General features: G+C 70.8%; 14 protein-coding genes. 10 read left to right on the plus strand and 4 right to left on the minus strand.

Going from position 1 to position 14492, the window contains the following annotated elements; translation table 11 throughout:
• Positions 1–133: 133 nt before the first annotated feature.
• Genes BN948_RS07715 through BN948_RS07725 form a run of 3 tightly spaced genes read left to right on the plus strand, consistent with a single transcriptional unit; the run spans position 134 to position 2672 of the window.
• Positions 134–1093, plus strand: coding sequence for a hypothetical protein (locus BN948_RS07715; protein WP_009518152.1), 960 nt, complete (start codon positions 134–136; stop codon positions 1091–1093).
• A 5-nt stretch (positions 1094–1098) separates the two neighbouring features.
• Positions 1099–1968: a hypothetical protein gene (locus BN948_RS07720; RefSeq protein WP_009518151.1), complete on the plus strand. Its 870-nt coding sequence runs from the start codon at positions 1099–1101 to the stop codon at positions 1966–1968.
• A gap of 59 nt (positions 1969–2027) precedes the next feature.
• Positions 2028–2672 carry a hypothetical protein gene (locus tag BN948_RS07725; protein ID WP_009518150.1) on the plus strand — a complete coding sequence of 215 codons (645 nt, stop codon included), beginning with the start codon at positions 2028–2030 and terminating at the stop codon, positions 2670–2672.
• On the opposite strand, the gene BN948_RS07730 is transcribed toward BN948_RS07725, so the two are convergent.
• Both BN948_RS07730 and BN948_RS07735 read right to left on the minus strand, forming a co-directional pair.
• Complete coding sequence (locus BN948_RS07730; RefSeq protein WP_009518148.1) at positions 2603–3865, minus strand: c-type cytochrome; 1263 nt, start codon at positions 3863–3865, stop codon at positions 2603–2605. The two genes, BN948_RS07725 and BN948_RS07730, sit on opposite strands and share 70 nt — an antisense overlap.
• On the minus strand, positions 3862–4584 hold the full coding sequence (locus tag BN948_RS07735; RefSeq protein ID WP_009518147.1) for a c-type cytochrome: 723 nt from the start codon (positions 4582–4584) through the stop codon (positions 3862–3864). The genes BN948_RS07730 and BN948_RS07735 overlap by 4 nt, the downstream gene beginning before the upstream one ends.
• An 88-nt stretch (positions 4585–4672) precedes the next feature.
• On the opposite strand from BN948_RS07735, the gene BN948_RS07740 reads away from it, so the two are divergent.
• Positions 4673–6076: an aminotransferase-like domain-containing protein gene (locus tag BN948_RS07740; RefSeq protein ID WP_009518146.1), complete on the plus strand. Its 1404-nt coding sequence runs from the start codon at positions 4673–4675 to the stop codon at positions 6074–6076.
• 228 nt (positions 6077–6304) lie between these two features.
• Here the strand turns inward: BN948_RS07740 and BN948_RS07745 are convergent, their stop codons facing one another.
• Positions 6305–6640, minus strand: a complete 336-nt coding sequence (locus BN948_RS07745; RefSeq protein ID WP_009518145.1) for a thioredoxin domain-containing protein — start codon at positions 6638–6640, stop codon at positions 6305–6307.
• Between the two features lie 164 nt (positions 6641–6804).
• Between BN948_RS07745 and BN948_RS07750 the strand changes: the two genes are divergently transcribed.
• Genes BN948_RS07750 through BN948_RS07775 form a run of 6 tightly spaced genes read left to right on the plus strand, consistent with a single transcriptional unit; the run spans position 6805 to position 13709 of the window.
• The gene (locus BN948_RS07750; protein WP_009518144.1) at positions 6805–8001 is read left to right on the plus strand and encodes an ROK family transcriptional regulator; all 1197 of its coding nucleotides are present in this window, start codon (positions 6805–6807) and stop codon (positions 7999–8001) included.
• The gene (locus BN948_RS07755) at positions 7998–9491 is read left to right on the plus strand and encodes a sugar ABC transporter ATP-binding protein (RefSeq protein ID WP_009518143.1); all 1494 of its coding nucleotides are present in this window, start codon (positions 7998–8000) and stop codon (positions 9489–9491) included. Before BN948_RS07750 ends, BN948_RS07755 begins: the two co-directional genes overlap by 4 nt.
• On the plus strand, positions 9472–10476 hold the full coding sequence (locus BN948_RS07760; RefSeq protein ID WP_009518142.1) for an ABC transporter permease: 1005 nt from the start codon (positions 9472–9474) through the stop codon (positions 10474–10476). Before BN948_RS07755 ends, BN948_RS07760 begins: the two co-directional genes overlap by 20 nt.
• Positions 10477–10533: 57 nt before the next feature.
• The gene (locus tag BN948_RS07765) at positions 10534–11496 is read left to right on the plus strand and encodes a substrate-binding domain-containing protein (RefSeq protein WP_009518141.1); all 963 of its coding nucleotides are present in this window, start codon (positions 10534–10536) and stop codon (positions 11494–11496) included.
• 21 nt (positions 11497–11517) lie between these two features.
• The gene (locus BN948_RS07770; RefSeq protein WP_009518140.1) at positions 11518–12576 is read left to right on the plus strand and encodes a sugar phosphate isomerase/epimerase family protein; all 1059 of its coding nucleotides are present in this window, start codon (positions 11518–11520) and stop codon (positions 12574–12576) included.
• A complete protein-coding gene (locus tag BN948_RS07775) occupies positions 12573–13709 on the plus strand; it encodes a Gfo/Idh/MocA family protein (RefSeq protein ID WP_009518139.1) in 1137 nt (378 codons plus the stop codon). The genes BN948_RS07770 and BN948_RS07775 overlap by 4 nt, the downstream gene beginning before the upstream one ends.
• Positions 13710–13820: 111 nt before the next feature.
• Here the strand turns inward: BN948_RS07775 and BN948_RS07780 are convergent, their stop codons facing one another.
• A complete protein-coding gene (locus BN948_RS07780) occupies positions 13821–14489 on the minus strand; it encodes an RraA family protein (protein ID WP_009518138.1) in 669 nt (222 codons plus the stop codon).
• Positions 14490–14492: the final 3 nt, after the last annotated feature.

Below are 14492 nucleotides of genomic sequence, written 5' to 3' on the forward strand. Positions count from 1 at the left end.
CGATCTACCAACACCACCTCCGCGCCAGTGCTAGCTTTTCGTACCGTCACTTATTGCACTGAAAACGAGGAGACCCCCTTTGGGTTCGGCCGTTTCGTGCGCTGCGGATCGCGGCGTGCGGTGGAGCACTGTCATGAAATTTTCCTCTCTCATCGCCTGGGACGGTGTACCCCTGCGCGAGTCAAGCAGCTCGCCTGCGTACACACGAGCGCACGATCCCCCCGCGCCGCCGTGGCTGCTGGTGTTGACCACGCTGTCGGCGTTGACCGGCGACCACCTCGGCAAGGTGGCGCGCATTGCCAAGGCCATGGGCGCGGGCGTGCGGCTCGCGTACTACGCGGGCGAGCGTCCCACGGGGCTGGTGAATCCGCTGGCGCGGCTGGCGCAGCGCGCGCGCTTCGTGCGCCGCCAGCACGCCATCGACGTGGAGGTGGTCGCGCACGAGGTTCGCGGGCGCCGCGAACTCCTGCGCCTGTCCCGCGCGGCCAGCCTTACCTGCCTGTTGGACGCCAACGAACGGCCCGAACGCCCGCGCCTGGGCCCCGACCTCCTGTCGGTGCTGCTGCGCGAGGGCCAGGGACCGCTGTGGGTGGTGCACGGCGCGGACGAGCCCGATGCCACCCTGCTGTCTTGCTTCGCCCGCACCACGCCGGTGGAGCGTGAGCTGATGCACTGGGCGCGCGTGTTCGCCCAGGGGCGCACCGTGCAACTGGTGCATGTACTGCAGACCACGGCACCGCCGCCCGACGTGCGCGACGCCGTCGAGATGACGGTGTTCGACCACGTGTTCCGCCAGTTGCGCGTGCAGGCCTTCCAGGCGCTGGACGTGGTGTCCGCACCCCTGCGCGCGGCCGGCTGCGACATGGCGTTCGCTGTGCTGATGGGCGACGTCAACGAGCGCATGCACCAGCACGTGCAGGCCGTGCGGCCCGGGCTGGTGCTGATCGGCCACCGCTGGCGGCCCTGGTCGCTGGGCGCCGCGCGCACGCGCGTGCAAGCCTTCGCGGCGCAAGGCGCCGACGCGCTGGTGGTGCCGCTGCCGCGTGGGCCTTGGTGGTCGTGGATCGCGCGGGCGATCGGTTGGCGGGGGTGAGCGCGATGGAACTCTCCAAAGGCTTCGTGAAGGCCAAGAACCCCTGCGCGGACGGCTTTCGCTGGTTCCTGCGCCACCACCCACAAGGCAACGACTACCAGCCGGTGCTCGACGCTCTGGTGGCCGATGGCCGCGTGGAGGACGCCTGCTGGCTGCTCGCGCAGTTCGGCCCCACGCATGCCGTGCTGCGGCTCGACTCGCTCTCGTGCGAGGCCATCGTGTTCGCGGGCGCGATCGAGGTGCGCGGCGACATCGACGCCGGCACCCTCGTGCGCGCGGGCCGCGGCATTCGCGCGGGGGGCGCCATCCGGGCCGGGCGCGACGTGGTGGCGGGCGAGGCCATCGTGGCCGGCGGCGCCATCGAGGCCGTGTCCATCGACGCCGGTGGCGATCTGCAGGCCACGTCGGTGACGGCGGACGGCGCGGTACGCGTGGGTGGCCAGTTGCGCTGCGCGCGCGAGTTGGTGTGCCGCCGCGATCTGGACGTGGGCGCGCAGGCCAGCGTGGGCGGCGTGCTGGTGGTGGATGGCGAGGTGCGCGTGGGCCGCAGCCTGCGTGTGCGCGACACCTTGCGCACCGGCGCCAGCGTGCGCGCCGTTGACGGCGTGCTGGTGGACGGCACGATCGATTGCGGCGCGCACCTCGACGCTGGCTGGGGCATCAGGGCCGGTGGCCCCATCACCGCGCGCGGCGCGATCCGCGCCGGCGAAAGCCTGAGCGCCGGGGGCGAGATCACCGCTGGCGCCGGCTACGGCGTGTACGCCGGCCTGTGCGTACAGCGTGAGGACTGGGCCAGCAGCGCGCGCGTGAGCGCGTCGGCGCGACCCGCCGATCTCCTGAGCGGTTGCTGGGTCGAACCGGTCATGGAGGCCTGAGCGTGTCTGCGCTCGTCGCTCCAACGGGCTCCCTGTGGCCGCCCTGGAATCGCACCCCCATGGAACTGCGCATCGACGTGGAACTGCCCGCCGAGGCCGTGGATGCCGACCTGCGCCGCCTGCAGCGGCGGCTGCGCACGCCGGGCGACGCCTTGCACCGCTGTGCCACGCTGTCTTCGGGACTGCCCGGCCTGGTGCTGCGCCACCGCGAGGCTGACGGCGAGCACTACGTCTACGTGCAGGACACCACACTGGACCGCCTCGCCGGCTTCACCGTGTTCAACCGCCTGATCGAACTCGACCGGCGCGCCGACCGCGTGCTGCGCGGCCCGCACTCGCGCTACGCACCGGCCTACCGGCGGCGCGGCGTGGCCAGCGCAGTCTACGGCTGGGCGCTGGACGCTGGCCTCTGCCTCATCAGCGGGCCGCGCCAGTCGCCCGGCGCGCACGCGCTGTGGCGCGCGCTGGCGCGCCGGCACCCGCTGGGCTTCGTCTCGCTGCGCGACAAGGCCCTGCACTGGCTGGGCACCGAGGTCGACACGGCGACCCTGGAGGACTTCCACACGCGCATGGTGCTGCTGGGTGCGGGCTGGGACCTGCCGCGCTTCCTGCGCGAATCGCGCTGCACCGGGGATCAGCGGATCTTCTGCACTTCCAGCGGCAGCACGCGCGAGGCCATGTGGCCCCAGGCGCCGCGCACGTAGCTCGCCAGCGCCGCGATCTCAGCGTCCGACAGCTCCTGCCCGAACGGCGGCATGCCGAAGGGGGCGGGGTTGCCGGCTGTGGTGGGTGGGAAGCCGCCGCCGATGATCACGCGCACCAGGTTCGCGCTCGAGGCCATGGTCACCGTGCGGTGTCCCGCCAGCGAGGGGAATTCGGGCTCGCTGCTGACGCCGTTCTCGCCGTGGCACTGCGCGCACTTGGCCGCGTACAGGCGCTGGCCCAGCGCCAGCGCCTGAGGCTCGGCGGTCTCGGTGTCGGGCGCAGGCGGCTCCACCACGGGCAGCGACTGCAGGTACAGCCCCATCGCGCGCAGGTCGGCTTCGTTCAGGTGGCTGGTGCTGCCCGCCACCACCTCGGCCATCGGCCCCATCGTCGCGCCGCGCTCGCCGTGGCCGTCGCGCAGCAGGCGCACCACCTCGTCCAGCGGCCAGTCCTGCACGCCGGCCTCCTTCGGCGAGGCCAGAGAGGGCGCGTACCAGCCTTGCATGGGGATCTGGCCGCCGCTGAAGTCGGGCTCGTTCGCGGTGGCGCCCAAGGCGTTGCGTGGCGCGTGGCAGGCCATGCAGTGGCCCAGGCCCAGCGTCAGGTAGGCGCCACGGTTCCATTCGGCCGGCTGCGTGGTGTCCGGGCGGTACGGCTCGGGCGAGAAGAACAGGGTGCGCCAGGCCACCAGCGCGGCCTGTGTGTCGTAGGGAAAGCGCAGGGTGTGCGTGCGGTTGGGCTCGCGCACGGGCGGCAGGCTCATCAGGAAGGCGTGCAGCGCGTCGCTGTCATCGCGCGTCACGCGGGCGTAGTCGGGGTAGGGGAAGGCGGGGTAGAGCAGGCGCCCGTCGCGCGACTGGCCGTGGTGCAGCGCGCGCCAGAAGTCGTCCGCGGTCCAGCGGCCGATGCCGGTCTCGGCGTCGGGCGTGAGGTTGGACGCGTACACCGTACCGAAGGGCGTGTCGATGCCCTTGCCGCCTGCGTAGGCCGCGCCGCCGCGTTCCGTGTGGCAGGCCGCACAGTTGCCTGCTCGCGCCAGGTACGCCCCGCGTTCCACGAGTTCGGCGGTGTGCTTCACGTTCGGGCCGGGCTCCACGGGCACCAGCTGGGTGGCGTGCCGCACCCACACGGCCGCTGCGGCCACCAGGCCCAGCAGCAGTGCGGCGGCGATGAGGGGGGTGCGCCGAGTCATTTCAGCACCTCCGCACTGCCGCAGCGCATCGGCCAGGGATCGGGCGCGGCGCTGGCGGGCGCGGGCCCACCCGTGACCGGCTGCGACGACAGCCACACCGCCATCGCGCTCACGTCTTGCGGGCTCAGGCGGCGGGCGATCTCGCCCATGCAGTCGGGCGCGCTGGCCTTGCGCAGGCCGTTGCGCCAGGCGCCGAACTGGCCCAGCAGGTAGTCGCGCGGCAGGCCCAGCAGGCCGGGCATGGCGGGCTGGATGCCCGTCATGGCCGCCCCGTGGCACGCGGCGCAGGCCGGCACGCCCAGCGCCGCATCGCCCACGCGCACCAGTTGTTCGCCGCGCGCCAGCACCTCCGGCGGCGCGCCCGTGGTCTGCGGCGCGGGGTAGGGCAGGTCCAGCCCCGCGAAGTAGCCGGCGATGTCGCGCAGGTAGGCGTCGGACATGTGCTCGACCAGGTGGGTCATCGTGGCGTTGATGCGCCGGCCGTCCCGGAAGTGCAGGAGCTGGTTGTAGAGGTAGCCCGCGGGCTTGCCCGCGATGCGCGGGAAGTAGCCCTGGTTGGTGGCGCGGCCGTCCTGGCCGTGGCAGGCCACGCAGGCCAGCATGCGGCGGGCCATCGGGTCCGTGGGCAAGGGGTCGGCCGCCTGAGCGGCGAGGGCGGGCAGCGCGAGCGCGGCGGCCAGCAGCAGGTGGGGAAGGCTTGGGAATCTCACACCCAGCACTGTGCGCCAGGCCGGTGGCCGGCGGTAGGGGCAGATTGCGTTCAAATCGACCGGATCAGCCGAATCAGCGGCCCTTGTTCCATCACCCGTGACCATCAAGTACGAAGCGCTCGCCAACGACATCGAGGCCCTCATCGCCAGCGGCACCCTGGCCGTCGGTGACCGCCTGCCCTCGGTGCGCGACACCGTGGCCAGCCGCGGCCTGAGCCCGGCCACGGTGTTCGAGGCCTACTACCGCCTCGAAGCGCGCGGCCTGGTCGAGGCGCGCCCGCGCGCCGGCTACTTCGTCAAAGCCGTTCCCGCGCCGCGCGAGGAACCGCGTGGTGCCACCCCCGTCCGGGGTTCGCACGAGGTCGCCATCCACGACGTGGTGCAGGCCGTGCTCGGCTCGGTGCGCGACCGCCAGGTCGCGCCGCTGGGCTCGGCCTTTCCCTCGCCCGAGCTGTTCCCGCTGGACCGGCTGGCGCGCGGCATGGGCGCGGCCATGCGCCGGCTCGACCCGCGCCAACTGCTCGAAGACCTCACGCCCGGCAACGCCGAGCTGCGCCGCCAGATCGCCCTGCGCGGTGTGGCGCAGGGCGTGAACATCGGCGTGGACGAGGTCGTCATCACCAGTGGCGCCATGGAGGCGCTCACGCTCGGCCTGCAGGCGGTGACGCAGCCCGGCGACGTGGTGGCCATCGAATCGCCCGCGTTCTACGGCTGCCTGCAGACGCTGGAGCGGCTGCGGCTCAAGGCGGTGGAGGTGGCCACGCACCCGCGCACCGGCGTGCAGGTCGACTCGCTGGCCGAGGTGCTGCAGCGCCACCCGGTGAAGGCCTGCTGGTTCATGCCCAACTTTCAGAACCCGCTGGGCGCGCTCATGCCCGAGAACGCCAAGCGGGCCATGGTGGAGCTGCTGGCGCGCCACGAGGTGCCGCTGATCGAGGACGACGTGTACGCCGAGCTGTACTTCGGCGCGCAGCGCCCGCTGCCGGCCAAGGCCTGGGACCGGCGCGGTGGCGTGATGCACTGCAGCTCGTTCTCCAAATCGCTGGCGCCGGGGTATCGGGTGGGCTGGGTGTCGGCGGGGCGTTTCGCGCCGCAGGTGAACCGGCTCAAGTTCATGAGTACGCTGGGTGTGTCGGTTCCGGCGCAGCAGGCGGTGCTGCATTTTCTGCAGCACGGCGCGTTCGACAAGCACCTGCGGCAACTGCGCACGGCATTGGCGGCGCGCCAGCAGCGCGCGCTGCGCGGTATCGAGAAGCACTTTCCCGAGGGCACGCGCGTCACGCGGCCGGAGGGTGGGTATTTCTTGTGGGTGGAGCTGCCCGAATCGGTGGACGCCATGGCCTTGCAGCAGGCGGCGCTGGCGCGGCACATCAGCCTGGCGCCGGGGCCGCTGTTCTCGGCCGACCGGCGCTTTCACCACCACGTGCGCTTGAACGTGGGGCATCCACGGATGGAACAACTGGACGCGGCATTGAAGACGCTGGGGCGGTTGGTGGGGTGAGGTTTTGTTGGGCTGCTGGGTTGGTGGTGGCCCGAGGCCACCCAGTGTCCTCGGGCCGCATAGGCCCAGGCCCGCCAACACCTGTTGGTGCGCCACTGGGTGGGCGGATCGGGTGACAGGGCGCTCTGTGTAGCGAAATAAAGGAGGAGGGCGGCGCAGCCGCCCGGGGGACATTCGCGGAACAGAGCGCCCTGGCGCCCGATCCTCGCGAGGTCTTCGCCAGAAGTCTCAAGGAGACAGCACACCCCGAAGCGTCTCCGGCACCGCCCGCTCCGGCAACCGGTGCAGTTGCCCCACCGCCGCCAGAAACCCCTCAAGGTCCGCCCGCACCGGCCCCAGGTAACGCAGCACCCCCGCCGGTCGCAGGATCGCCACGCTCGGAAACGCGGTGATCTCCAACTCGTCCGCGTCCAGCCCCTCGTCCTCGATGTCCACCCAGCGCAGCGACTCGGCGGGCAGGCTGTCGGCCACCTCGCGGAAGGCGCGGCACTGCGTGCACCACTCGGCGCAGAGCACCACGACCGACACGTCCGGGGGCAAGGAGGGGGTGTGGCTGGAGTCCATGGGCAGACCACGAGTATCCGATCGACCCGATACCCGCACGGGCTTGACCCCGCTTTGGCCTTGTTTTGGTCAAAGTTCGGACTTTCCGGGCCGAATTCGACCCACTAGCATCCACCGCAATGTCGCGCCCGGGCTTCCTCGGGCGTCGGCAGAGGAGACAAGACGTGAGCTGGAAAGGCCTCAAGAACGGCGAAAAGACGCTGCTCGACCACGTGTTCTGGGCGAGCGGGATCTCGCGCGACGCGCTCGCCGCGGCATCCTCGTTTTCCAAGAGCCGCGCCAACGCCGCCGTGGCCGAGCTGCTGGAACAGGGCCTGCTGGAGCCCACCGGCGAACTCGCCAGCACCGGTGGGCGCCGCGCCGAAACCCTGCGCCTGAGCCGCAGCCTGGGCGTGCTCATCGGCGTGGCCGTCGGCGCCACCGGCCTGGAAGTCGGCATCCTCAGCCCCGACCTCAGCGTGCTCGCCCACCACAGCGAACCCGCCGATGTGCGCGATGGCCCCGTGCCCGTGCTCGCGCGCATCCGCGCGCTCATGCGCGAGCTGCTCGCGCAGTGCGGCGTGTTGCCGCGCCAGGTCATCGCCATCGGCATCGGCCTGCCCGGCCCGGTGGACTTCGACACCGGCCAACTCGTGAACCCGCCGCTCATGCCGCAGTGGGACGCCTATTCCATCCGCGACGACATCGCCACCGACTTCGCCGCGCCCGTCTTCGTGGACAACGACGTCAACGTGATGGCGCTGGGCGAGCTCTGGCGCATGCAGCGCAGCCTGCAGAACTTCCTGGTGGTGAAGGTGGGCACCGGCATCGGCTGCGGCGTGGTCTGCCACGGGCAGGTCTATCGCGGCGCCAACGGCTCGGCGGGCGACGTGGGCCACATCTGCGTGGTGCCCGACGGCCCTCGTTGCCACTGCGGCAACCTGGGCTGCGTGGAGGCCATGGCCGCCGGCCCCGCCATTGCGCGCATGGCCACCGAGGCGGCCGAGGCCGGGCAAAGCCCGCTGCTCGCGCGCCTCATCGCCGAGCGCGGCCCGCTGCGCCTGCAAGACGTGGCCGAGGCCAGCCGCGCGGGCGACATGGCGGCCAACCAGGTGATGCAGCGCGCCGGTGCCTACGTGGGGCAGATGCTCGCGTCGGTGGTGAACTTCTTCAACCCCTCGCATGTGTTCATCGGCGGCGGCATCACGCGCGTGGGCCCGCTGTTCCTGGCCGCCGTGCGCCAAAGCGTGTACCACCGCTCGCTCGCGCTCTCCACGCGGCACCTGGAGATCCAGTACACGCCGCTGGGCGAGCGCGCCGGGCTCATCGGCGCGGGCGTGCTGGCCATGCAGGAAAGCCTGCGGCGGATGGAGGTGGAATGAACGGCGTGCGCGTCGAGCTGCACGGCATCGTCAAGCGCTTCGGCCCGGTGCAGGTGCTGCACGGCGTCGACCTGGCTTTCGAGCCCGGCCGCATTGTCGGCCTGCTGGGAGAGAACGGCGCGGGCAAGTCCACGCTGATGAAGATCCTGGCCGGCTACGAGGCGCCGAGCGAGGGTGACGTGCTCGTCAACGCCCGCCTGGTGCGCTTCGATGGCCCGCGCGCCGCCGAGGCCGAGGGCATCGTGCTCATCCACCAGGAGTTCAACCTGGCCGAGGACCTCACCGTCGCGCAGAACATCTTCCTGGGCCACGAGAAGCGGCGCGGCTGGTGGCTGGACGACACCGCCATGCGCGCCACCGCCCGCACCGTGCTCGACGAGGTGGGCCTGCACAAGGTGAACCCCGACACGCGCGTACGCGACCTCATCGTGGCCGAGCGCCAACTGGTGGAGATCGCCAAGGCCCTGTCGCGCCATGCGCGCGTGCTCATCATGGACGAGCCCACCGCCACGCTCACGCCGAGCGAGACCGGTCGCCTTTTCGAGCTCATGGCGCGCCTCAAGGCCGAGGGCGTCACCGTCGTCTTCATCTCGCACAAGCTCGACGAGGTGGAGCGCGTGACCGACGAGGTGGTGGTGATGCGCGATGGCCGCGTCGTGGCGCGCGAACCCACCGCCGCGATCACGCGCGCGCAGATGGCTAACCTGATGGTGGGCCGCGAACTGGCCGACCTCTACCCGCCGCGCCACGCCGTGTCGGCCGACGCGCCCGTGCTGCTCTCGGTGCAGGGCCTGTGCGTCCCGGGCTGGGCCGAGGACGTGAGCTTCGAGGTGCGCGCGGGCGAGGTCTTCGGCTTCGCGGGCCTGGTGGGCGCGGGGCGCACGGAACTGTTCGAGGGCCTGCTGGGCCTGCGCGAGCGCTCGGCGCGCGCGGTGGAAATCGATGGCCGCGCGGTGCGTCCGCGCTCGCCGCGCGAGGCGGCCGACGCCGGCCTCACCTACCTCAGCGAAGACCGCAAGGGCCGTGGCCTGCACGTGCGCTTCGGCCTGCGCGAGAACCTCACCCTCATGGCGCTGCAGCGCCACGCGAACCCCTGGCTCAAACCCGCGAGCGAGGCCGCTGCGCTGGAGCAGGCCGTGCGCGATTTCGGCATCCGCACCGGCTCGCTCACTGTGCCCGCCGGCTCGCTCTCGGGCGGCAACCAGCAGAAGCTGGCGCTGGCCAAGGTGCTGCACCCCGGCCCGCGCGTGGTGGTGCTGGACGAGCCCACGCGCGGCGTGGACATCGGCGCCAAGCGCGAGATCTACGCGCTCATCCGCCGCCTGGCCGACGAGGGCCGCGCGGTGGTGGTGATCTCGTCCGAACTCATGGAACTCATCGGCCTGTGCCACCGCGTGGCGGTCATGCGTGCGGGCCGCCTGCAGGCCACGCTGTCGGCCGAGCACCTCAACGAACAGGAGTTGATCGCCCATGCCACCGGAACGCACTGAACCCATCGCCGCCGCGCCACCGTCCGCGTCGCCGCGCTGGCGCCTGCCGTCCTTCGGTCCGCTGTTGGGCCTGGTGTTGCTGTGTGTCGTGGGCACCTGGCTCAACAGCGAATTCGCCACCCTGCCCAACGCACTGAACGTGCTCACGCGCACGGCCTTCATTGGCATCATCGCCGTGGGCATGTGCTTCGTCATCATCTCCGGCGGCATCGACCTGTCGGTGGGCTCCATGGCCGCGCTCATCGCGGGCGTCACCATCCTGTTGATGAACAAGCTGGTGCCGCTGGGCTGGCCGCCGGTGGCACTGGTGGTGGTGGGCATGGCCACTGCGGTGCTGCTGGGCGCGCTGTTTGGCCTGGCGCACGGCCTGCTCATCACGCGCGGGCGCATCGAGCCCTTCATCGTCACGCTGGGCACGCTCGGCATTTTTCGCGCCTACCTCACCTACTTCGCCGACGGCGGCGCGCTCGCGCTCGACAACGATCTGGCCGACGCCTACGGCCCGGTCTACTACGGCAGCCTGCTGGGTGTTCCCATCCCCGTGTGGGTCTTCGCGCTCGTGGCCATCGGCGGCGCGCTGCTGCTCAACCGCACCGCCTATGGCCGCTACGTGCAGGCCATCGGCTCCAACGAGCAGGTGGCGCGCTACGCGGCGGTGGACGTGGACCGCACCAAGGTGCTCACCTACACCCTGCTCGGCGTGTGCGTGGGCATCGCCACGCTGCTCTATGTGCCGCGCCTGGGCTCGGCCTCGCCCACCACCGGCCTGCTGTGGGAGCTGGAGGCCATCGCCGCCGTCATCGTGGGTGGCACGGCCTTGCGCGGCGGCGCCGGCAGCATCGGCGGCACCGTCATCGGCGCCATCCTGCTCTCGGTCATCAGCAACATCCTCAACCTCACCAGCATCATCAGCGTGTACCTCAACGCGGCGGTGCAGGGCTTCGTGATCATCGCCGTCGCATTCATGCAGCGGCGGCGTCCCTAGGGCTAGCAACAAGGCCCTGCTTTTTCTGTCACCACCACCACCCTCAAGGAGACAAGCATGAAGAACCGCATCCGTCTGCACGCGCTGGCCGCCGTGGCCGCCATCGGCCTGGCCAGCCCGCTGCTGGCGCAGGCCCAGAACAAGGTGAACCTGGGCGTGGCCATCCCGGCCGCCACCCACAGCTTTGCCGCCGGCCTGGTGTACTGGGCCAACGAGGCCAAGAAGGAGCTCGAAAAAGACCCGGCCATCAAGGTCACCATCAAGACCGCCAGCGGCGCGCCCGAACAGGCCAACCAGTTGCAAGACCTGGTCACAGCCACCAAGATCGATTCGCTCGTCATCCTGCCCTTCGAATCCGCCGCGCTCACGCGCCCGGTGCAACAGGTGAAGGCCAAAGGCGTGTACGTCACGGTGGTCGACCGCGGCCTCACCGACACCAGTGCGCAAGACGCCTACGTCTCCGGCGACAACACCGCCTTCGGCAAGGTGCCGGCCGAGTACCTGGCCAAGTTCCTCAATGGCAAGGGCAACATCGTCGCGCTGCGCGGCATCCCCACCACCATCGACAACGAGCGCATGGACGCCTTCACCGCGGTGATGAAGAACCACCCGGGCATCAAGATCCTCGACGCCAAGCACGGCAACTGGAACCGCGACGACGCCTTCAAGGTGATGCAGGACTTCCTCACGCGCTTCAAGGAGATCGACGCCGTGTGGGCCGCCGACGACGACATGGCCTTCGGCGTGTTGCGCGCCATCGAGCAGGCCAAGCGCAAGGACATCAAGATCGTTTTCGGCGGCGCCGGCGCCAAGTCGATGGTGAAGACCCTCATGGACGGCAGCAACCCGCTGATCCAGGCCAACGTGTCCTACTCGCCCAAGTTCCTCTACGAGGCCATCAAGATGACCGCGCTGGCGCGCAAGAAGGGCGAGAAGCTGCCGGCCTCGACCATCGTGCCCTCGGTGCTCATCACCAAGCAGAACGCCAAGGACTTCTACTTCCCCGACTCGCCGTTCTGAACGCGCGCCAGGAGGACCCGCATGAAAACGATTCAAGGCCCCGGGATCTTCCTGGCCCAGTTCATCGGCGCGGCCGCGCCCTTCAACACGCTGGAGGGCCTGGCCGGCTGGGCCGCTTCGCTGGGCTACCAGGGGGTGCAGATGCCCACCAGCGACGCGGCCATCTTCGACCTCAAGCGCGCCGCCGAGAGCGACGCGTACTGCGACGAATTGAAGGGCCAGCTCGCCGCGCACGGCCTGCAGGTCACCGAACTCTCCACCCACCTGCAGGGCCAGTTGCTCTGCGTGCACCCCGCCTACGACCTGCAGTTCGACGCCTTCGCGGCGCCCGAGGTGCGCGGCAACCCCGCCGCGCGCACGCAGTGGGCGCACGACCAACTGCTGCTCGCGGCCAAGGCCTCGAAGCGGCTCGGCCTCAAGGCCCACGTGTCCTTCTCGGGCGCGCTGGCCTGGCCCTATCTCTACCCATGGCCGCAGCGCCCGCCCGGTCTGGTGGATGCGGCTTTCGAAGAACTCGCCAAGCGCTGGCGCCCCGTGCTCGACGCCTTCGACGACGCGGGCGTGGACGTCTGCTACGAGCTGCACCCCGGCGAGGACCTGCACGACGGCGTCACCTTCGAGCGCTTCCTCGACGCCGTGGGCCAGCACCCGCGCGCCAACATCCTGTACGACCCGAGCCACTTCGTGCTGCAGCAACTCGACTACCTGGCCTTCATCGACCACTACCACGAGCGCATCCGCGCCTTCCATGTGAAGGACGCCGAGTTCCGGCCCAACGGCAAACAGGGCGTGTACGGCAGCTTCTCGAACTGGATCGACCGCGCGGGCCGCTTCCGTTCGCTGGGCGATGGGCAGGTGGACTTCAAGGCCATCTTCTCGAAGATGGCCCAGTACGACTACCCGGGCTGGGCCGTGCTCGAGTGGGAGTGCTGCCTCAAGCACCCCGAGGACGGTGCGCGCGAAGGCGCCACCTTCATTCGCGAGCACATCATCCGCGTGGCCGACCGCGCTTTCGACGACTTCGCCGCGAGCGCGGGCGACCAGAAGACCCTGTCCACCTTGCTGGGCCTGAACCGATGAGCGACGAGCGCAGCACACGGCGCATCCGCCTGGGCATGGTCGGCGGTGGCGAGGGCAGCTTCATCGGCGCCGCGCACCGCATCGCGGCGCGCCTCGACGACCAGTTCGAACTCGTGGCCGGCGCGCTCTCGTCCACGCCCGAGCGCGCGCACGCCAGTGCCGCCGCGCTGCACATCGCGCCCGATCGCAGTTACACCGACTACGCCGAGATGGCGCGCACCGAAGCGCAGCGCGCCGACGGCATCGACGTGGTCGCCATCGTCACGCCCAACCACCTGCACGTGCCGGTGGCGCGCGCCTTCGTGGAGCAGGGCATTCATGTCATCTGCGACAAGCCGCTCGCCACCTCGCTCGCCGAGGCCGAGGCCCTGGCCCAGCGCGTGCGCGAGCGCGGTGTGCTGTTCCTGCTGACGCACACCTACAGCGGCTACCCCATGGTGCGCCAGGCGCGAGAACTCGTGGCCGACGGCGCCATCGGCGACATCCGCATCGTGCAGGTGGAGTACGTGCAGGACTGGCTGGGCGAGCCCATCGAACAGCAGGGCAACAAACAGGCCGCGTGGCGCAACGACCCGGCGCAGGCCGGCCCGGCCGGCGCGCTGGGCGACATCGGCACCCACGCCTACCACCTGGCCGGCTACGTGAGCGGCCTGCGCCTGCAGGAACTCGCGGCGGAACTCAGCACCTTCATCCCCGGCCGCGCGCTGGATGACCACGTGCAGGTGATGCTGCGCTACGAAGGCGGCGCGCGCGGCATGCTGTGGGCCAGCCAGGTGGCCAGCGGCAGCCGCAACGGCCTGCGGCTGCGCGTGTACGGCAGCACCGGTTCGCTGCAGTTCGACCAGGAGAAGCCGGAGGAGCTGTGGCTCACGCGGCCGGGGCAGCCCTCGCAGTGCCTGTACCGTGGCGTGCCCGCGCAAGCGGGCTCAACCGCCACACCGCACCGCATTCCCTCGGGCCACCCCGAGGGCTATCTCGAGGCCTTTGCCCAGCTCTACCGTGATTTCGCGCGCGCCTGGCGTGGTGAGCCGGGCGTGGCGCTGCCGGGGCTGGACGATGGCCTGCAAGGCATGGCCTTCATCGAGGCCGTGCTGCGCAGCCACCGCGAGGGCATGCGCTGGGTGCGGCTGTAGGGGTGGGGCGGCCCTGCGGAACGGGGATTTCCGCACATGTTCCGATTTTTGCGGTTTGTGCGGAAACCGTAGCAATATCAATGGTCTGTGGCGCCTTCAAGCCGAAGATGTTCAAGCCTTGAACCCGATGCGCGCCAGCGTCTGATCGATCCAGGCCGTGTCGAGCCGGCCCTCGGCGATCTGCCGCAGCGTCACCTGCTCGGCCTGTGACTTCTTCTGCGCGGCCTCCAGCACGCCCGCCGCCTCGTCCCGCGGCACGCACAGCACGCCATCGGCGTCGCCGATGACCAGGTCGCCCGGGTGGATCACCATGCCATCGATGGCGATGGGCACGTTGATCTCGCCCGGACCGTCCTTGTAGGGGCCGCGGTGCGTCACGCCCGCCGCGAACACGGGCAGGGCGCCCGCGCCGATCACGTCGAGGTCGCGGATCGCGCCGTTGATGACGAAGCCGGCGATGCCGCGCTGGATGGCGTAGGTCGTCATCAGCTCACCGATCAGTGCGTTGCTGAGGTCGCCCCCGCCGTCCACCACGATCACGTCGCCCGGCCGCGCGATCTCCAGCGCCTTGTGGATCATGAGGTTGTCGCCCGGCCGTGTCTTCACGGTGATGGCGGGCGCGGACAGGCGCGTCTCGCGGCTCAGCGGGCGCAGGCGCGCGCCGGCCGCGGTCATGCGGGTCATGCAGTCGCTCACGTTGGCGACGGGCACGCCGCGAAAGGCCTCGACGAGGTCGGGCGCGACGCGGTGGGTGAGGGGGAGGATGCGCAGTCCGAGCATGGT

This window comes from Hydrogenophaga intermedia, assembly GCF_000723405.1.
GTDB classification, from domain to species: domain Bacteria; phylum Pseudomonadota; class Gammaproteobacteria; order Burkholderiales; family Burkholderiaceae_C; genus Hydrogenophaga; species Hydrogenophaga intermedia.